General features: G+C 72.9%; 14 protein-coding genes. 8 read left to right on the forward strand and 6 right to left on the reverse strand.

What is annotated here, in order from left to right; translation table 11 throughout:
- Nucleotides 1-35: 35 nt before the first annotated feature.
- Nucleotides 36-1,043 carry a Gfo/Idh/MocA family protein gene (locus Sri02f_RS18210; RefSeq protein WP_109002366.1) on the reverse strand — a complete coding sequence of 336 codons (1,008 nt, stop codon included), beginning with the start codon at nucleotides 1,041-1,043 and terminating at the stop codon, nucleotides 36-38.
- Between the two features lie 128 nt (nucleotides 1,044-1,171).
- Between Sri02f_RS18210 and Sri02f_RS18215 the strand changes: the two genes are divergently transcribed.
- The gene (locus Sri02f_RS18215) at nucleotides 1,172-1,777 is read left to right on the forward strand and encodes a dTDP-4-dehydrorhamnose 3,5-epimerase family protein (RefSeq protein ID WP_109002367.1); all 606 of its coding nucleotides are present in this window, start codon (nucleotides 1,172-1,174) and stop codon (nucleotides 1,775-1,777) included.
- 361 nt (nucleotides 1,778-2,138) lie between these two features.
- Here the strand turns inward: Sri02f_RS18215 and Sri02f_RS18220 are convergent, their stop codons facing one another.
- The 4 genes from Sri02f_RS18220 to fabG form a co-directional block, all read right to left on the reverse strand.
- Complete coding sequence (locus Sri02f_RS18220; RefSeq protein ID WP_109002368.1) at nucleotides 2,139-2,906, reverse strand: SDR family oxidoreductase; 768 nt, start codon at nucleotides 2,904-2,906, stop codon at nucleotides 2,139-2,141.
- Nucleotides 2,903-4,738 carry an AMP-binding protein gene (locus Sri02f_RS18225; RefSeq protein WP_245970666.1) on the reverse strand — a complete coding sequence of 612 codons (1,836 nt, stop codon included), beginning with the start codon at nucleotides 4,736-4,738 and terminating at the stop codon, nucleotides 2,903-2,905. The genes Sri02f_RS18220 and Sri02f_RS18225 overlap by 4 nt, the downstream gene beginning before the upstream one ends.
- Nucleotides 4,731-5,684 carry an aromatase/cyclase gene (locus tag Sri02f_RS18230; RefSeq protein WP_109002370.1) on the reverse strand — a complete coding sequence of 318 codons (954 nt, stop codon included), beginning with the start codon at nucleotides 5,682-5,684 and terminating at the stop codon, nucleotides 4,731-4,733. The genes Sri02f_RS18225 and Sri02f_RS18230 overlap by 8 nt, the downstream gene beginning before the upstream one ends.
- An 84-nt stretch (nucleotides 5,685-5,768) precedes the next feature.
- A complete protein-coding gene (gene fabG, locus Sri02f_RS18235) occupies nucleotides 5,769-6,554 on the reverse strand; it encodes a 3-oxoacyl-ACP reductase FabG (RefSeq protein ID WP_109002371.1) in 786 nt (261 codons plus the stop codon).
- A 214-nt stretch (nucleotides 6,555-6,768) separates the two neighbouring features.
- Between fabG and Sri02f_RS18240 the strand changes: the two genes are divergently transcribed.
- Entirely contained in the window at nucleotides 6,769-7,227 is a 459-nt protein-coding gene (locus Sri02f_RS18240; protein WP_245970667.1) for a nuclear transport factor 2 family protein, read from the forward strand.
- A 70-nt stretch (nucleotides 7,228-7,297) separates the two neighbouring features.
- Nucleotides 7,298-10,486, forward strand: a complete 3,189-nt coding sequence (locus tag Sri02f_RS18245) for a non-ribosomal peptide synthetase (protein WP_109002372.1) — start codon at nucleotides 7,298-7,300, stop codon at nucleotides 10,484-10,486.
- Between the two features lie 124 nt (nucleotides 10,487-10,610).
- Here Sri02f_RS18245 and Sri02f_RS18250 read toward each other — a convergent pair whose 3' ends face one another.
- The gene (locus tag Sri02f_RS18250) at nucleotides 10,611-12,083 is read right to left on the reverse strand and encodes a class I SAM-dependent methyltransferase (protein WP_159106728.1); all 1,473 of its coding nucleotides are present in this window, start codon (nucleotides 12,081-12,083) and stop codon (nucleotides 10,611-10,613) included.
- Between the two features lie 495 nt (nucleotides 12,084-12,578).
- Between Sri02f_RS18250 and Sri02f_RS18255 the strand changes: the two genes are divergently transcribed.
- The 5 genes from Sri02f_RS18255 to Sri02f_RS18275 all read left to right on the forward strand — a co-directional run bounded on the left by Sri02f_RS18255 (nucleotide 12,579) and on the right by Sri02f_RS18275 (nucleotide 18,152).
- Nucleotides 12,579-13,388, forward strand: coding sequence for an AfsR/SARP family transcriptional regulator (locus Sri02f_RS18255; protein WP_245970668.1), 810 nt, complete (start codon nucleotides 12,579-12,581; stop codon nucleotides 13,386-13,388).
- A gap of 232 nt (nucleotides 13,389-13,620) precedes the next feature.
- Nucleotides 13,621-14,610, forward strand: coding sequence for a dTDP-glucose 4,6-dehydratase (gene rfbB, locus Sri02f_RS18260; RefSeq protein ID WP_109002375.1), 990 nt, complete (start codon nucleotides 13,621-13,623; stop codon nucleotides 14,608-14,610).
- A 285-nt stretch (nucleotides 14,611-14,895) separates the two neighbouring features.
- Nucleotides 14,896-15,624 (forward strand): thioesterase II family protein, encoded by a 729-nt coding sequence (locus Sri02f_RS18265; RefSeq protein ID WP_109002376.1) that lies wholly within the window; start codon nucleotides 14,896-14,898, stop codon nucleotides 15,622-15,624.
- 30 nt (nucleotides 15,625-15,654) lie between these two features.
- Nucleotides 15,655-16,920 carry a beta-ketoacyl-[acyl-carrier-protein] synthase family protein gene (locus Sri02f_RS18270; RefSeq protein WP_109002377.1) on the forward strand — a complete coding sequence of 422 codons (1,266 nt, stop codon included), beginning with the start codon at nucleotides 15,655-15,657 and terminating at the stop codon, nucleotides 16,918-16,920.
- Entirely contained in the window at nucleotides 16,917-18,152 is a 1,236-nt protein-coding gene (locus tag Sri02f_RS18275) for a beta-ketoacyl synthase N-terminal-like domain-containing protein (protein ID WP_109002378.1), read from the forward strand. Before Sri02f_RS18270 ends, Sri02f_RS18275 begins: the two co-directional genes overlap by 4 nt.
- Nucleotides 18,153-18,203 lie beyond the last annotated feature (51 nt).

The following is an 18,203-nucleotide window of genomic DNA, read 5'->3' on the forward strand; positions in this document are numbered from 1 at the left end:
GGTGACCGGTCCGCGGGTCGGGCGGACCGGAGGGGTCAGGTGGCGAGCCGCCGAATGTCGTCGATCAGCCGCGCATGTTTCACGATGTCATCCGTACCGTGCCCAGTTCCGTCGGGGGGCACCTTTCCGTCGAGGACCCCGCACGCGAACGCCCTTACCACGCGGGCGAATTGGTCGTCGGCCGGCAGGGTGATGTCCTGCGTGCCGGTGTCCCGCTCGATCCGGATCACCGGCTGGTGGTCCGCGGGCGGGGTGAACGCGCGGTGCACGCCGATGCGTCCCGTGCTGCCCCAGAGTTCGTACGACGACCGGTAGCTGTTCGCCATCCCGAAGGTGACCTGGGCACTCACTCCGGACGCGGTGCGCAGCAGGGCGGCACCGCCCAGGTCCACCCCCCGCTCCGGGGAGTGGCGCAGGACCGCGCCGACCACCTCCAGGCCGTCGCCGAGGAAGAGTTCCGCGGCCCGCACCGGATAGCCCGCGACGTCGAGCAGCGCGCCGCCGCCGAGCAGCGGCTGGTGCCGGATGTCGTCGGCCGGCAGTTCGGGAATCGTGAACGCGCCGAAGAACGCCCGCAGTTCGCCGATCGCTCCGTCCGCGACGAGCTTGCGTACCGCCTCGTGCTGCGCGTGATAGGTGAACATGAAGTTCTCCATGAGCAGCAGTCCGCGCGAGCGCGCCAACTCCACCAGCCGCTGCGTGGTCGCGGCGTCCGTGGTCAGCGGCTTCTCCGCCAGAACGTGCTTGCCGGCCCGCAGGGCCGCTTCGATCCACCGGGCGTGCAGCCCGGCGGGCAGCGGAATGTACACGGCGTCGACATCGTCGCGCGCGAGCAGCGCCCGGTAGCCGTCCACCGGCGCGCCCGCGAAGCGTTCGGCGAACCGTCTCGCCTTGTCCTGGTCGCGGCTGGCCACCGCCACCAGTTCGACGAGGGGCTCGGCGGCGGCGGCCGGCAGGGTGCGCCGCCACGCGATGTCCGCGCAGCCCAATAGGCCGAGCCTCACCCGCCGTTGCTGTCCGTGTCCGTGTCCGTCGTACGTCATCGCCCTCGCCTTCCCGCGCTCCTGCCCGCAGATGCTGCCCGGACGGCTTCGAGCCGTCCTCGAGGAACCGGGGGCAGCGCGCCCCGGTCTTGTCCGATCCTCAAAGGGACGTCCGTAACTTCGCGGCCATGGAGATCAATCCGTTGACAGTGCCCGGGGGATTTCTGCTGCGCCCACGTCCCCTGCACGACTCGCGCGGCAGCTTCTACGAGTCGTTCAAGGAGTCGGAGGTGGCGGCGGTGACCGGCCGTCGCTTCACGCCGAGACAGGTCAACTATTCGGTGTCACGGCGCGGGGCGCTCCGGGGAATCCACAGCGTGCTGCTGCCGCCCGGTCAGGCGAAGATCGTCACCTGCCACCGGGGCGCGGTCCTGGACATCGTCGTGGACATCCGGCTGGGGTCGCCGACCTTCGGGGTCCACCACGTGACCCGGCTGAGCGAGCAGGAGGGCACGTCCGTCTTCGTGCCGGAGGGTCTCGGGCACGGATTCGTGGCGCTGACGGACGATGCCTGCGTGGGCTATCTCTGTTCCACCGCCCACGTGCCGGGCACCCAGCTCGACATCAACCCGCTGGATCCCGAACTCGACCTGCCCTGGGGGACGAAGGGCGCCCCGATCATGTCGGCGAAGGACGCCTGCGCGCCCACGGTGGCGCAGGCGGCGCGGGCCGGGCTGCTGCCCACGTACGAGGAGTGCCTCGCCTGGTACGAACGGATGCGCGAGAAAGGCTGAGACCCCTGTCCGCTCCTGCGGCACTCGGGCCGGGGAACGGACAGGGGTCCGAGAACGTGCGACGCGCACAACGGCGTGCGCGGGCCGGCCGCCGCGCCGCGGCCCGCGTGCCCGCCCGCGTCCGTCGACCGCGGCCCCGCCTGCGTCCGCGGGCTCCGGCCCGCAGAGGCTGCGCGTGCTCCTTTGCGTGCGCCCCGGCGACCCGCCCCGCGCCGGTCGGCGCGGGACCGCGACCGCGACGCCCGCCGCGGCTCGTCCGGCGCGACGCCGGGACCTGCCCGGGTCCGGGCGGGCCCCGGCCCGGGGCGGTTGTGCGGGCGGGAGGCGACGGTACGGCCGGGACGGTTCCCGGCCGTGTCGGTCAGCTGCGGAGGCCGAGGCCGCCGTCCGCCGTGAGGACCTGGCCGCGCAGCCAGGCCGCCTCGTCCGTGCACAGCAGGGCGACCACGTCGGCGACGTCGGACGGCACCGTCAACCGCCCCGCCGGGGTGCGGGCGGCCAGCGCGGCCGCGGCCGGACCGTTCACCGTGCCGGGCCCCTTGTCCAGCTTGGCGGTGGACACCGCGTTGACGGCGATGCCGTGCTCGCTGAGCTCCACGGCCAGATAGCGCACCAGGGACTCCAGCGCCGCCTTGGCGAGGCCGAGGCTCACGTACCCCGGGACCACCTGGTGCGCCCCGGTGCTGGAGACGGCGACGACCCGGCCGCCGGGGCCCATCAGCTCGGGCAGCAGGGCGGCCGCCTCCAGCAGCGGGTCCAGCGCCGTGGCGATGTCACCGTGCAGGGCCCCGCGGTCGGCGGCCGTCGCCGCCATGGGCGTCCAGGTCGCGGCGTTGTGCACCAGCACGTCCAGGCGCCCGAACCGCTCCCGCACGGTCTGCAGCATCCGGGGCACGGCGCCCGGGTCCCGCAGGTCGGCGCGCACCAGGGACGCGCTGCCCTTGAGCCCTTCGAGCGAGCGCAGCGCCCTGCTCGCGTCCTCCTCACCGCTGCCGTAGCCCAGCACCACGTCGCCTCCGCAGGCGCACAGCTTGCGCGCGACCGCGAGGCCCAGCCCCCGGGTCGCGCCGGTCACCAGCGAGACCCGGCCCTCCAGACCCAGCGTGCCGCCGCTGACCGGCGCGTTCACGCCTGGCCCGGTTCGAGGGTGAACAGGACGGGGCCCATCAGCGGCTCCACGTCCGCGAGTTTGGCGAACAGGCCCAGGTGGCCGCGGAACTCGTCGGTCCGGAGCACCGCGAGGTAGGAGGCGCTGTCCGTCCAGTAGCCCACGTTGACGTACACCTCGGGGGTGCGCGCGGAGCGGATCATCTGGGCCCGCTGGAATCCCGGACGCCCGCGCATGAACTCCGCGTGCTCCTTGAACGCCTGCTCGAACTCGGCGGGTTCTGCCCTGACCGTGAACTTCGTGATCGCCACGACCTGCTCGACGGAGTCCGACACTGTGTTGCCTCCCTGACGAGGCGGGACCGAGGTCCGCCGTTCGATGAGTTCCGCGCGCAGTTCTGCGCGCCGGATCTTGCCGCCCGCCGCGCGCGGGATCGCGTCCGTGCGCTCGGCGTGACGTACGCGCTGGTAGTAGGGGAGCCCCGCGTTCACCTGCGCGAGGACCCCGGAGGTGTCGGCGGCCGGATCGGCGAGGACGAGGAAGGCGCCCGCGACCGCCCCGCTGTACGGGTCGGGAAGGTCGACGACCACGCAGTCCCGGACCGCCGGGTGGGCGCGCAGGGCCTTCTCCACCTCCGTCGGCGAGACCAGGTAGTTGTCGCATTTGAAGACGTCCTTGATCCGGTCCACCAGGAAGAGGTAGCCGTCCTCGTCGCGCACCCCGACGTCACCGGTGGCCAGCCAGCCCTCGGCGTCCACCGGCGACGGCCCGCTCAGATAGCCGCGCATCACCTGCGGACCGCGCACCTGCACCTCGCCGCGCGAGCCGGCGGGCAGCACCGCGCCGGTGTCGATGTCGACGACGCGGCACTCGGTGCCCTCCACCGGCGGCCCGACCGAACCGGGCCGTGGCCGGTCGGGGCCGTCGCTGTGCGTCAGCGGCGAGGTCTCCGCCAGCCCGTACCCCTGGAAGACCGGGACGCCGAAGTGGCGGCGGAGCGCCTCGGCGGAGCGCGGCGGCAGCGCGGAACCGCCGGAGGCGATCATCCGCACGGTGTCGAAGCCGAGCTGCGGCAGCCGTTCGTCGGCCGCCAGCCGGGTCAGCCGCATCGGGATGCTGTAGAAGTGCGTCGCCCGGTGCCGGTTCGCCGCTCGTACCGCGTCGACCGAGTCGGGCTCGGCGCAGAGGACCTGCGTCGCGCCGGCGCTCAGCGCCGAGTTCAGGTGCATCAGGTGGTACTTGGGCAGGTGGTTGAGGACCACCGCGTCACTGTCGAGCCGATGGGCCGCCGCGGTCTGTGCCGCGTTGACGAGCAGGTTGCGGTGGGTGAGGACGGCTGCCTTCGGCGCGCCCGTCGTGCCGCTGGTGAAGTGCAGACACGCGATGCCGTCGGGCTGCCCGGCCGCGGCCGGGGTCCCCTCGGGCCACTCCTCGCCGAGCACGAGCACCTCGGCCAGGTCCGGCAACCGGACCCGTACGGACCGCAGTTCCTCCAGGATCTGCGGGGTGACGACGGCCAGCCGGGCCCGGGCGGTGCCCAGCAGATGGCACAACTCGTCCGCCCTGAGCAGGGGGTTGACCGGCACGACGGCATGGCCGCTGCGCACGATGCCGTGGAAGGCCACGGCGAACGCCGGGTCCAGCGGCGATGCCAGCGCCACGCTCCCGCCGTCCGTCCCGATCAGCCCCTGCACGGCGGCGGCGCACCGGGTGGCCGCCGCGTCCAGCTCCCGGAAGCTCGGCGACGCAGCCCCGGGGACGGTCGTACGGATCGCCGTGCGGTCCCCGAACCGGGCGGCCGCCTCGGTCAGCAGCCCGTCCAGGGAGCCGTCCGGCAGGGCGCGTTCAGGCACGGTCGCCACCCTCCACATGAGCCTTGGCGAGGTTCAGGGTGGCCAGGCTGTTGGCGCCCAGCGCGGTGCGCACGGCCTCGCGCGCGTCGGCGATCGTGGCTCCGGCGCCGAGTACGTCCGTCACGGTGCGCGGGTTGACGGCCACCGTGTGCCGGGAGGTGGCGCGCACGCCCCCTTCGGTCGGCAGGAAGCTCCAGGCGCCGGTGTGGCCCGTCAGGACCTGCGGGACGCGGGTCTGCTTGTAGACGATCCGGGGGATCTCCGCGAAGCAGACCCGGGCGGACTCCGTCGTGTGCACCGTGCCGTCGGGGGCCCGGGTGTCCATGGTCATCAACTGCAGCCCGGGGACGGCCTCGGTGAGTTCGAGGCGCGAGACGTGCGGGAGCCGCTCGGGCCACAGGTCGCTGCGCTCGATGAAGGAGTAGACCTCGGCGGCCGGCCCGGCGATGTCCACACTGTCCTCGAAGGTCAGTACGAGATCGGGGGTCTGCCGGTGGTTCTCGGCCGCCGTCTTCAGCGCGGCCAGCTCCGCCCTGCTGTTGCGGTCGACGGCCCGCTCGATCCAGTCCAGGCCCTCGGGATCGTCGTCGACGGCGGCGAAGTCGTGGAGCAGGTCCACGGTGCAGGTGCCGTCGGGCTGCGAGGTGATCCGCCACTCGCCGCCCATGGCGGCCACCGGGGGCTGCGAGACCTCCTGGCGGAACGTGACCGTGCGGGCGGCCCGGTCCAGCCGGCGGTGCGAGGTCCAGGTCCGCACCTCGCCGCCCGCCATCGCCCACAGCCGGATCCGCTCCTCCTCGTCCCCGCCCGACACGCGCTCGGCGTGGACGGTGGGCGCGAACAGCAGCGGCCAGCCGGTGACATCGGCGATCAGGTCGTAGGTGACGTCGGCCGGTGCGGCGACCGGGACCGAGTGTTCCGTGAAGTACGTCTTGGGCTGTGACACCGCGCTCCGCCTTCCGTGTTGGTGGCTGTGCTTGCTCTGCCGGCCCGGCGCTCCCGCGCGGGTCCGCGTGTCCCGGACGGCGGGTCAGTAGGTGCCCAGCCCACCGCAGACGTTGAGGGCCTGTGCGGTGATCGGGGCGGCGGCGTCGGTGGCCAGATAGCCGACCAGCGCGGCGACCTCCTCCGGCGTGCTGTACCGCCCGAGCGGGATCTTCGCCTCGAAGCGGCCGAGCACCTCGGCCTCGGTGACACCCCAGTGGTCGGCGTAACCGGAGCGCACCCGCTGGGCCATCGGCGTCTCGACGTACCCCGGGCAGACCGCGTTGACGGTGATCCCGGTCGGCGCGAGCTCGTTGCCGAGGGCCTTGGTGAAGCCGACGACGCCGTGCTTGGAGGCCGAGTACGGGGCGCCGAGCACCACGCCCTGCTTGCCGCCGGTGGAGGCGATGTTGATGATGCGGCCCCACGACCTGTCCCGCAGCCCGCCGGTGGTGAGCACCTCGCGGGTGACCAGGAAGACGCTGTTGAGGTTGGTGTCGATGACGTCGTACCACGTCTCGTCGGGCAGGTCCGCGGTGACGCCGCCGCCACTGCGCCCGGCGTTGTTGACCAGGATGTCCAGGGCGCCGAAGCGGTCCACGGCCGCGTTCACCAGAGCCGTCACCGCCTCGCGCGAGCGGACGTCGCAGGGGGCGCCGTCCACCTCCAGCCCCTGACCGGAGAGTTCCTTCACGGTGGCGGCCACCGCGTCGGCGTCGCGGGCACAGATGAACACCCGCGCGCCAGAGGCGCCGAGTGCCTTGGCGACGGCGAGCCCGATGCCGCTCGTTGCCCCGGTGACCAGGGCGACACGCTGCTGTTCAGTCGTCATGCCCCGAGCCTGGTAACGCCTCTTCGAGCGACCTTCGACGCGGGATCGAGCCGGACGCCGGTGGCATGCGAACGGCGCCGGAGCCCGGCCGGCCGGTGAACAGGGCCGTGGACGGGCGCTCGAACCGTGCTCCAACGCCGCTCATCAGGATGCGCCCGACGACAGCCCCGCGGCCCCACTGCCGGTGGCGGCCGACCTCCAGGAAGGACCTGCCGTGCCCAGTCCGCTGAGCGCCCCCGCGACGACCGCCCACCCCGCGGGCGCCGCCCTCTACACCGAGGTGCAGCACTTCTACGCCGGCCAGATGCAGCTGCTCGACACCCGGGCCTGCGCCGAGTGGGCGGCCACCTTCACCGAGGACGGCGTGTTCGACGCCAACGGCCTGCCCGCCCCGGCCAAGGGCCGCGCCACCATCGAGGCCGCCGCCCGCGCCGCCCAGGACCGGCTTGCCCAGGAGGGCCTCGTGCACCGGCACTGGCTCGGCATGGTCACCGTCGAGGAGGCGGACGACGGCACGATACGCAGCCGCTCGTACGCCCTGGTCATCCAGGTGCCCCTGGGCGGCACACCGGCCCTGCACCGCAGCACTGTGTGCGAGGACACGCTGGTCCGCGCCGACGACGGCTCCCTGCTGGTCCGCGACCGCCGGGTGACCCGTGACGACCTCGCCTGAACGGTACGCAGCCCACGACGAGCACCGGCGAGGCCGCACTCCACGCGGCGGACTGAAAGGCTGACGAAGAGTGACAGATGCGGCAACACCCACAACCGCGGCCGGGCGGGCCGAACAGCTGGACCGGCTCGTCCGCGACACGCTCGGCGCCGAGTCGTCCGCGCAGTGGCGGACCGGCGCCGCGGACCGTTCCTTCATCGCGCTCGGCGGTGACTCCCTCGGCGCCGTGACCCTGGTGGCCCAGGCCGAGGAACTCCTCGGCGTGAGCATCGACTTCGCCCGGCTGCTCGGCCTCGACCCGCTGGCCGAGGTACTGGACGCCGCCGTGGCGGCGAAGCCCGCCCCGGCCCGCGCCGAACCCCCCCGAGCCGCGCCCGGCCCGGGACTGCGCCCGGTCCTGCCCGGGCAGGAGAGCATGCTGCTCACCCAGCAGTTCGTCGGTGGCTCCGCGCTGCACATGATGGTCACCGCCGAACTCACCGGCCCCCTGGACGACACGGCGCTGACCACGACCCTCGACCGGCTCGTGGCCCGGCACGAGGAACTGCGCACCGTGTACGTCGCCGAGCACGGCCGGCACTGGCGCCGGGTGCTGCCGGCACGGCGCGCGCCGCTGACCCGCATGGCGCTCTCGCTCGCCGAGGGGGACGACGCGGTGGACCTGGTGCACGCCCAGCTCACCTCGGTCAGCGAGGGGTTCCTGGCTCCCCTGGAGCGGCCGCCGGTGGCCTTCGTCCTCACCGAGCTCGGCCCGGACCGGCATCTGCTGACCCTGCTGCACCACGCGGTGGTCGCCGACGGCTGGGGCGTCGGTGTGCTGTGGAGCGAGTTCGCCGAGCACTACCGGGCGCTGCGCGAGGGCGGGGACATCGACGACACGCCCGCCCCGTCGCCCGATGTCATCACCGCCCGGGCCGAGCAGCTGGCCGCGTCGGGACACACCGCCGAGCTCCTCGCCCGCCGTCTCGACCAGCTGGCCGACGCGCCCAAGGTGCTCGAACTGCCCACCGACCTGGTGCGGCCCGCGTCCTTCGACTTCGTCGGCAAACGGCTCTACTTCGGCCTCGGCGACCCGGCCCGGCAGGCCTGCGAGGAGCTGTGCGCACGCACCCGGCTCAGCCGCACGGTCGTGCTCCTGGCCGCCTGGGCGCTGGCCCTGGGCCGCCGCGCCGGCACCAGGGACCTCCTGGTCGGCATCTCGTCCGCCGAGCGCGCCGACGCCGAGATCATGCGGACGCTCGGCCCGTGCAGCGCCCTGCTGCCGGTGCGTTGCCGACTCGCCGACGACGCACCCGTCACCGACTATCTGCGGTCGACCTCGCGGGCCGTGACCGAGGCGCTCGCGGCGGCCGAGGTGCCGTTCGAGGACCTGGTGGCCGGGCTCGGAGGCATGCCCGACGACCGCAGGATCCCCCTGGTCCAGGCGGTGTTCTCGGCCCACGACGACCTCGTGCCGCTGCGGCTGCGCGCGGCCGAGCTGGACGTCGAGATCCACGAGGGGCACTGCTCGGGCACCGCCGCCGACGTGTCGCTGTACGTGCAGCGGTGGGGCGAGCGGCCCCGGGTGTCGCTGGAGTACGCGACCTCGGTGCTCACGCTCGCGGAAGCGACCGAACTCGCCGACTCCTTCCAGAGCGCGCTGGTCGAGCTCGCCGCCCGGGCGGAACTGCCGCTCGCCGGCGTGCGGGCACTCAGCGACCGCCAGCTCGCCCGCCTGGCGGAACTGGGCGCGGGCGCGTCGGCACCCTCGCGGGAGGGGGTCTGGGCGACCTTCGAGCGGGCCGCCGCCGCGCACGCGGAGCTGATCGCCGTCGACGATCCCGCAGCCGGACTCGCCCTGACGTACCAGCAGCTGTACGACGCCGCCGTCGCCCAGTCGGGGCGTCTCGCCGATGCGGGGGTGACCGCCGGGGACCATGTGGTGATCGCCCTGCCCAGGTCGGCGGCCGAGGCGGTCGCCGTGCTCGCCGTACTGCGTCTGGGGGCCGCCTACACCGCCCTCAACACCGCCTATCCGCACGCCACCCTGCGGGACATGCTGGCCACGTGCGCGCCGCGTGCCGTGCTCGGCGACGGCGAGCACGCAGACGTGCTGATGGAGCTGGCCCCGGCCGGCTGCGCGCGCGTCCGCCCGGTGGACCCGGCCGGACCGCACCCGCGGGGGGCGGCGCCGCCCGCGGCCCCCGCCGATCCCGAGCGGGTCGCCTACCTCACGTTCACCTCCGGGTCGACGGGGCGGCCGAAGGCCGTCCGGGTGCCGCAGCGCGGCATCACCCGGCTGACCGGGGACCGGGAGGCGTTGCGCACCGGACCGGGGGAGCGCTTCCTGCGGCTCGCGCCGCTGTCCTTCGACGTCTCCACCGTGGAGCTGTTCGTGCCGCTGGCCACGGGGAGCACCGTCGCGATGTACCCGGAGCGGCCGGTGTCGGCGGGCGAACTCGCGGACTTCCTCACCGAGCGGCGGGTCACCGTTGCACTGCTGACCGCGGGGCTGTTCCGGCTGGTCGTCGAGCACCGCCCGGACGCGTTCGGTACGGCCCGGCAGATCATGGCCGGCGGCGACGTCGTTCCCCCCGAGCCGGTCCGGACGCTGTTGCGCCGTTACCCGGGACTGCGCGTCAGCAACGGCTACGGCCCGACCGAGAACACCACGCTGACGACGGTGCACCACATCGACGACGTGTGCGACGCCACCGCCCCCGTGCCGATCGGCCGCCCGGTCGCGGGCACCGGCGTGCTCGTGCTCGACGACCGGGGCGGGCTCGTACCGCCGGGCACCGCCGGTGAGCTGTGCGTGTCCGGGGACGGCCTCGCCCTGGACTACCTGGGGGACGAGGAGCGTACGCGGGCGGCGTTCGGCCCGGTGCCGGCCGAGGACGGACGGCGGGTCTACCGCACCGGTGACATGGTCCGCTGGGACGGCGCGGGCCGGCTGCGGTTCCTCGGCCGCCGGGACCACCAGGTCAAGATCCGCGGGTACCGCATCGAGCTCGACGAGGTACGGGCCAGGCTCGCCGCGCATCCGGCGGTACGGGACTCGCTCGTGGTCACGGTCGGCGCCGGGGCCGAGACGCGCCGCATGCTGGCCGCCGTCGTCGCCGGGCCGGATCCCGAACTCCTCGACGGGATCCGCCGGTTCATGGCCGAGGCCCTCCCCACGTACGCGCTGCCCGCGCTGTGGGCGGTCGTGGACACCCTGCCGGTGACGCCCAACGGCAAGGTCGACGTCGAGGCCCTGGAGAAACAGGCGGTCGCGTAGCCGGCCCACGGCGGCCGGGCGAGGAGGCCTCCGCGGCCGGCCGCGAGACCCGTGAACCGGTCGCCGGAGGCCCTGACAGCCGGGTGGGGAGTGGCGGTCGGCCACATCCCACCCGGCTCCCGCGTCACGGCAGCCGGGGCACGACCAGGTACTCCTGGGGCCGCTGGTGGGGAGCCAGCTCGGCCTCCCCGAGCCGCCGCAGCTGCGGCACCAGCCGTTTGCGCGCGATGCCGAGCGCCCGCTGCACCACCGGTTCCGTCACCCGGGAACCGGTATCGGGCTCAGGGGCGTCGGGGAAACGGGGGAGGGGGCCGTGGCCGGCCTCCGCCCCCGTGACAGCGCCCGGTTCCTGTCGCACGAAGGCGGCGTCGTACGCCCCCGACGGCGCCCCGGACGCCCGGCTGAGGTGGAGCAGGTACCCCCGGCGGGCGGCGAGCGCGAAGAGATCCTCGGGGTCCACGCCCGCGCCCTCCCGCTCCTGGGCGAGGCGACGCAGCTCGGACGCGGGCGGCGGGGCGTCGCCGGCGAGCGCGGCCGCGACCGCCGCGGCGCCCGCGGTACGGGCGTTGGGGATGCCCAGCAGTCCCAGGGCGCGGGGCCGGCCCCGCAGCAGCAGGTCGAGCTTCTCCGGACTCAGTCCCTCGCCGCCCCAGTCGATCCAGCGGGCGACGTCGAACGGCGGGGCGCCCAGGTGCAGCACGGCGTCGTACCGGAAGGCGTTCATCTCGTTGCGCGCGGCTCCGCGCCGGGGCCGTACGGCGACGGACCCGACCGGGACCGGCGCGCTCGCGGCGCAGGCGCTGAACCAGCGCGGGTCGATGAACATCTGGGGGTCCTCGCGCAGCCGCTGGAGCCAGCTGTGCCGCAGCTCCTCGCCGGGGGCGGTGTCGGCCGCCTGCGCCAGCACCACGGAGGCGTGGAACGCCCCCGCCAGCGCACGGTCCTTGACGTCTCCGAAGACCACCCTGCCCCTGGGCCCGGCGGCCCGCAGGGCCGCGACGGCGGTGCGGCGCAGATACTCCTCGTCGGGGAAGTAGTGCGCGACGGAATTGCACACCACCAGGTCGAATCCGTCTCCGGCGAAGTTCTCGGCCTCGGTGGCCTCGCCCTTGCGGAGCTCGACCTGGCGCAGTCCCGCCCGCTCCACCGCGGTGCGCAGCGCGTCGAGGGTGGGGGCGGAGATGTCGAGCGCGGTGTAGCGCCGGGTCGCGTCGGCCAGCCGGAGCAGGAGCAGCCCGGTTCCGCAGCCGAGCTCGAGCACGGTGCGCGGCCGGCCCTCCCGCAGCAGGGCGACGGTGTGGGCCACCCATTCGCGCATGTCCGACGCGGGCAGCGGCTGCCCGGTGTGGCTGTCTGTCCACCCGCTGATGTCGAAGTCCGTGCCGGACGCCGGGGCCTGGGCCGCGGTACGGTCGGCGACGGCGGTCCACAGCAGGCCCAGTTCCAGGCGGGCCCGGTCGCGGTCGAGGACCGGGACGATCCGGGCGATCGGAGCCGGGCCCGCCCCGTTCGCCGTGACCAAGACCTCGGCCACACCTGGGTGCCGGGCCAGGACGGCCTCGGCTGCCGCTGCGTCGGGCGGCGGGATTCTGGTCATCGTGAACCTCTCGACGAGGGCGGGAACGGCGCAATAACATCCGGTACGGCGTTCGGCCAAACCGGCTGAAGTAAAATCGGAGTGATAATCTCGCTAAGCGTCTTTGAGTTTGGTTATAGCGATCTTCAAGTCTCCTTCGAGGCCGGTCCCGCGACTGTGGCGAGTGAACTGCCGGGAGTGCCTCCCGCGCCGGTAGGGCGAGGATCAATCAGGCGAAACCGGGAATGTGATGCGGCGAAACTCGCACTTCGGACACTTCCGGGGGAAATGGAACGCCGAGTTCCGGTATATGGGCAGCCTTGTCTGTGGATTCTCACTGGGTTACTGTCGAGAAAGACATAGCAATCCCGTTCACGGAATGGGATGCCGGCGAAGACTTCACCACTGGTCAGTGCGGGGGAATTCCTCGCATTCTGCGCGATTCCGGCATGCCTGATTTCGTTGGTTGATCTCCAACGCTCGGGATGCTGCGTGTATTCGCAGATGGGGGAAGTAGTGACCTTGCTGTTGAAGGATTCCGACCCGGACATATTCCAGCCCAGCGCCTTCAGATTCAGAGTGCTCGGACCGCTCGAAGTGCTGCACGGCGACCTCACGTGCACGCCCACGGCGCCGAAGGTCCGCGGTGTGCTCGCCCTGCTCATCCTGCGCGCCAACCACGTCGTGGACACGGCATCGTTCATCGAGGAGCTGTGGGGAGAGCGCCCGCCGCGCAGCGCCGTGACCACGGCGCAGACGTACATCTACCACCTGCGCAAGCTCTTCGCCCGCGAGGCGGGACCCGAGGGTGAAGAACTCTTCGTCACCCGCCCGCCCGGCTATGTGCTCACCGTCGGCGAGAGGCAGGTCGACCTCTACGAGTTCGAGCAGCTGACCAGGCAGGGCCGCATCCTGCTGGCCGACGGCAAGCCCGCCGAGGCGGCCCAGGTGCTCCGCCGGGCACTACAGTTATGGCGCGGCCCGGCGCTGGCCAACGTGTCGGCCGGCCGCCTGCTGGAAGGCAGCGTGGCGCATCTGGAGGAAGAGCGGATCCACGCCACCCAGCTGCGCATCGAGGCCGACCTGCAGCTCGGCCGGCATCGCGCGCTCATCGCCGAACTGCGCTCACTGGTCACCCTCTACCCGCTCAACGAGTGGTTCCACGGCAAGCTGATCCTCGCGCTGAGCCGGTCGGGCCGCCGCGGGGAATCGCTTCAGGCCTACCAGTCGCTGCGCCAGATCCTCGACCGGGAGCTGGGCCTCGCCCCCTCCCCGGAGCTGCAGCGCCTTCAGCGTGAGGCGCTGGCCCTGGGCACCTCCGCCTAGCCGGCCTGCTGCCCGCCGAAGGCCGTCGCCTCCGGTCCAAAACATTTCGGGAACATTCCGGAGACGCTTCGGATTTCCCTCCCAAGGCGCACAGGACGCCCCTTCCGTGCATCCGCATAGTGACCCGTGCTTCCGGAGATCCGCATGGAAGGGGCATCGTGCTGCCCTCTTTCGTCTCCCCTCAACGGCAAGAGAGAGACATGATCAATTCATTCTCGGGAAAGGCTGCGGCGTGAGGATTCTCATCACCGGTGGCGCCGGTTTCATCGGCTCCCACTATGTCCGCACCATGCTCGACGGCGGACTCGAAGAATATGAGGACGCGTCCATTACCGTCGTCGACAAACTCACCTACGCGGGAAATCTGGCGAACCTCCCGGTCGGCCACCCACGGCTGCGTTTCGTTGAGGGCGACATCTGCGACACGGAACTGATCGGCGAACTGGTCAAGGGCCAGGACGCCGTCGTCAACTTCGCCGCGGAATCCCATGTGGACCGTTCCCTGTACGGCGCCGCGGAGTTCATTCGGACCAACGTCGGCGGTACGCAGTGCCTGCTCGACGCCTGTCTGCACGCGGAGGTCCCGCGATTCGTCCAGGTGTCGACGGACGAGGTGTACGGCTCGATCGAGGACGGCGTGTGGACCGAGGAGTGGCCGCTACGGCCCAACTCCCCCTACGCGGCGGCCAAGGCCGGCGGCGACCTGATCGCCCTCGCCTACGCCGCCACCCACGGCCTGGACGTGCGGGTCACCCGGTGCTGCAACAACTACGGTCCCTTCCAGCACATCGAGAAGCTCATCCCGCTGTTCGTCACCCGGCTGCTGGCGGAACAGACCGTCCCGCTCTACGGCGACGGCCGCAACGTCCGTGAGTGGGTGCACGTCGACGACCACTGCCGGGGCGTGCACGCCGTCCTCACCGGGGGACGGGCGGGCGAGGTCTACAACATCGGCGGCGGAACGGGCCTCACCAACCGGGAGATGACCGAGCGGCTGCTGGCGCTCTGCGGCGCCGACTGGAGCAGGGTGCGGGAGGTGGCCGACCGTAAGGGTCACGACCTGCGCTACGCCCTCGACGACGGGAAGATCCGCCGCGAACTCGGCTACCGGCCCCGCGTTCCCTTCGAGGAGGGGCTGGCCGACACCGTGCTCTGGTACCGCACGCACCCCGACTGGTGGAAGCGGCTGAACAGCGTCACAGGTGCTGTGGTCAGTCGCTGAGCTGCACTGCTTCGCCGACCATGTCTGAACCACGATCGTCCCCCGTGACTTCGTGTCCCTGCTTCGTGATCAGTTGACCCGAGTGTAGACCGAAAGCACTTTGCGGCGCAGGAGGTTAATCGCCCTTTGCCGCGCCTGCGCAGGCCGCACCCGGTGGGGCGGCGAAGACGGCGCCCGCCGTGGCGGCGAAGTCGGCGCCCGCCTCCCTTGAACCGGGCTTGAACGGTGCGGGGCACTGTGGTCAGGCCGGCGCCGCCGGGACCGGAGAGGGAGGGACGGAGAGCGATGGGCCAGGACGGACCACTGCGGCTGTACTGCTTTCACCACGCGGCCGCGGGCAAGCTGGCCTTCGGCCCCTGGCCGCAACTGCTGGGAGCCTCCGTCGAGGTCGTCCCGGTCCTGCTGCCCGGCCGTGACGCCCGCTTCAACGAGGCGCGCATCACCGACGTGGCCGGACTGCACCGCGAACTGCGCACCGCCGTCGACCACCCGCCCGCCCGCCCCTACGCGCTGTACGGGCACAGCCTGGGCGGGCTGGTGGCCCACCACCTCGCGGCGCGGTGGCGGCAGTTCGCCGCCACCGCACCCGAACTCCTCGTCATCGGCGCCTCGCAACCCCCGGACACCGACGTGCCGGTCATCGACGCCGAGAGCCCGACCGAAGAGGCGATGCTGGAACTGATCCGCCACTCCAGCGCGCGCACGCTGTCCGAGGCGACGCTCCGCCGCTACGTGCTCCCGGTGCTTCGCGACGACCTGATGCTCGCCCGTGCGCTGCGGGCGGCGGCCGAGCGGCCCGCCGATGTGCCGCTGCTGGCCGTCAACGGCGACCGGGACACCCTGGCCGACGCCAGGGCGATGGCCGGGTGGTCCCGATGGACCACCGGCCCCTTCACCACGCGCACCATCACGGGCGACCACTACTTCGTACGGGAACGGGCGTTGACCACGCTCCTCTCGGACGTGCTGAGGTCGCTCGCCACCGGCCTGGACACGGCGTCCGCCGGGGTCTGAACGCAGGAGGATCGGTTTGGAGACCGCATCATGAACAGACGGGTCGTCATCACCGGCATAGGCGTGGTCGCTCCCGGCGGCACAGGCGTCAAGGAGTTCTGGTCGCTGCTCACCTCGGGACGCACCGCCACGCGGACCATCTCGCTGTTCGACGCCTCCTCGTACCGCTCCCGGATCGCCGCCGAGTGCGACTTCGATCCCGCACTGCACGGAATCGCCCCCGAACAGGCCGAACGGCTCGACCGGGCCGTCCAGTTCGCCCTCGTGAGCGCCGACGAAGCGGTCCGTGACAGCGGTCTCGACGGGGAGTACGACCCCACGCGCACCGGAGTGACCCTGGGCAGCGCGGTCGGCTGCACCACGGGCCTCGACCGCGAGTACGCGCGGGTCAGCGAGTCCGGCCGACGCTGGGAGGTCGACCACACCCGGGCCGTCCCCTGGCTCTACGACTACTTCGTCCCCAGCTCCATGGCCGCCGAAGTGGCCTGGCGGACCGGCGCACTGGGCCCCGTCGCCATGGTCTCCACCGGCTGCACCTCGGGTCTCGACGCGGTCGGCCACGCGGTCGAGCTGATCCGTGAGGGATCGGCCGACGTGATGATCGCGGGCGCCACCGAGGCCCCGATCTCCCCGATCACCGTGGCCTGCTTCGACGCCATCCGCGCCACCTCGCCGCGCAACGACGACCCCGGGACCGCCTCACGGCCCTTCGACCGCACCCGCAACGGATTCGTCCTGGGCGAGGGCTCGGCCGTCTTCGTCCTGGAGGAGCTGGACCACGCCCGGCGCCGGGGCGCCCACGCGTACGCCGAGATCTCCGGGTTCGCCACCCGCTGCAACGCCTTCCACATGACCGGACTGCGCCCGGACGGCAAGGAGATGGCCGAGGCCATCCGGCAGGCCCTGGGCGAGGCCCGCACCGACCCGACCGCGGTGGACTACGTCAACGCGCACGGCTCGGGAACCCAGCAGAACGACCGGCACGAGACAGCGGCCTTCAAACGCAGCCTCGGCAGCCACGCCTACGACGTCCCGATCAGCTCCATCAAGTCCATGATCGGCCACTCGCTGGGCGCGATCGGCTCGCTGGAGATCGCGGCCGGCGCCCTCGCCATCGAGCACGACATCGTCCCGCCGACCGCCAACCTCCACGAGCCCGACCCCGAGTGCGACCTCGACTACACGCCGCTCGTCGCACGCCGACGGCAGGTGGACACCGTACTGACCGTCGGCAGCGGATTCGGCGGCTTCCAGAGCGCGATGGTGCTCACCGCACCCGGAAAGGACATGGCATGAGCACCGCCCCGGCTCCCGCCCGCACGACCACCGCGGTGGTCACCGGGATCGGCGTCGCCGCCCCCAACGGCCTGGGCGTCAGGGCCTGGTGGGACGCGGTGCTGAGCGGTGAGAGCGGCATCCGCCCGGTCGGCCGCTTCGACGCGAGCGGCTACCCGGCCCGGCTGGCCGGGGAGGTGCCCGGCTTCGACGACGCCGCACACATCCCCGGCCGGCTGCTGCCGCAGACCGACCGGATGACCCGGCTCGCGCTGTTCGCCGCGGCCGAGGCGCTCCAGGACGCCGGAGTGGACCCCGCCGACCTGCCCGAGTACGGCGCGGGCGTGGTCACCGCCGGCTCGGCGGGCGGCTTCGAGTTCGGACAGAGGGAACTCCAGGCCCTGTGGAGCCAGGGCAGCGAATACGTCAGCGTCTACCAGTCCTTCGCCTGGTTCTACGCGGTCAACACGGGCCAGATCTCCATCCGCCACCGCCTCCGCGGCCCCGGCGGCGTCCTGGTCACCGACCAGGCCGGCGGGCTCGACGCGGTCGCCCAGGCCCGGCGACAGCTCCGCAAGGGCACACCGCTCATGCTCACCGGGGGAGTCGACTCGGCGATGTGCCCCTGGGGCTGGACCGCCCACCTCGCCGGCGGCGGCCTCAGTCAGGACGAGCGGCCGCACGCCGCCTACCTTCCCTTCTCGGACGACGCGCGCGGCCATGTGGCGGGCGAGGGCGGCGCCCTGCTGGTCCTGGAGGACGCCGAAGCGGCCCGCTTCCGCGGGGCCGTCGGCTACGGCGCCGTCGCGGGGTACGCGGCCACCTTCGACCCGGCGCCCGGCAGCGGCGGCGTCAGTGGCCTCGCCCGGGCCGCCGAGGCCGCCCTGGCCGAGGCCGGCATCGAACCGGAGGCGGTGGACGCCGTGTTCGCCGACGCGGCCGGCGACCCCGCCGCCGACCGGGCGGAGGCGGACGCGATCCGCCGGCTCTTCGGCCCGTACGGAGTGCTCGTCACCGCGCCCAAGACGATGACCGGACGGCTCGCCGCGGGGGGCGCCGCACTCGACCTCGCCGCGGCGCTGCTCGCGCTGCGCGACCAGGTGGTGCCGCCGACCGTGCACACCACCGCCGCCGCGCACCACACCCTCGACCTGGTCACCCAGCCGCTGCGGACCGCGCTGCGCCACGTTCTCGTCCTGGCGCGCGGGCGCGGCGGCTTCAACGCCGCCGTCGTGGTCCGCGCCCTCGACTGACCGCCCGACCCGAGAACCACCGACCGCCCGACCCGAGAACTGGAGACGGCC

It is taken from the genome of Streptomyces rishiriensis (assembly GCF_003112535.1).
Taxonomy (GTDB): Bacteria; Actinomycetota; Actinomycetes; order Streptomycetales; family Streptomycetaceae; genus Streptomyces; species Streptomyces rishiriensis.

What these genes read in the sequence shown, in the direction of transcription:
- Sri02f_RS18210 (WP_109002366.1), bottom strand. Translation starts at nt 1,043, where the DNA reads ATGACGTACGACGGACACGGACACGGACAGCAACGGCGGGTGAGGCTC.
- Sri02f_RS18215 (WP_109002367.1), top strand. Translation starts at nt 1,172, where the DNA reads ATGGAGATCAATCCGTTGACAGTGCCCGGGGGATTTCTGCTGCGCCCA.
- fabG (WP_109002371.1), bottom strand. Translation starts at nt 6,554, where the DNA reads ATGACGACTGAACAGCAGCGTGTCGCCCTGGTCACCGGGGCAACGAGC.
- Sri02f_RS18250 (WP_159106728.1), bottom strand. Translation starts at nt 12,083, where the DNA reads ATGACCAGAATCCCGCCGCCCGACGCAGCGGCAGCCGAGGCCGTCCTG.
- Sri02f_RS18265 (WP_109002376.1), top strand. Translation starts at nt 14,896, where the DNA reads ATGGGCCAGGACGGACCACTGCGGCTGTACTGCTTTCACCACGCGGCC.
- Sri02f_RS18270 (WP_109002377.1), top strand. Translation starts at nt 15,655, where the DNA reads ATGAACAGACGGGTCGTCATCACCGGCATAGGCGTGGTCGCTCCCGGC.
- Sri02f_RS18275 (WP_109002378.1), top strand. Translation starts at nt 16,917, where the DNA reads ATGAGCACCGCCCCGGCTCCCGCCCGCACGACCACCGCGGTGGTCACC.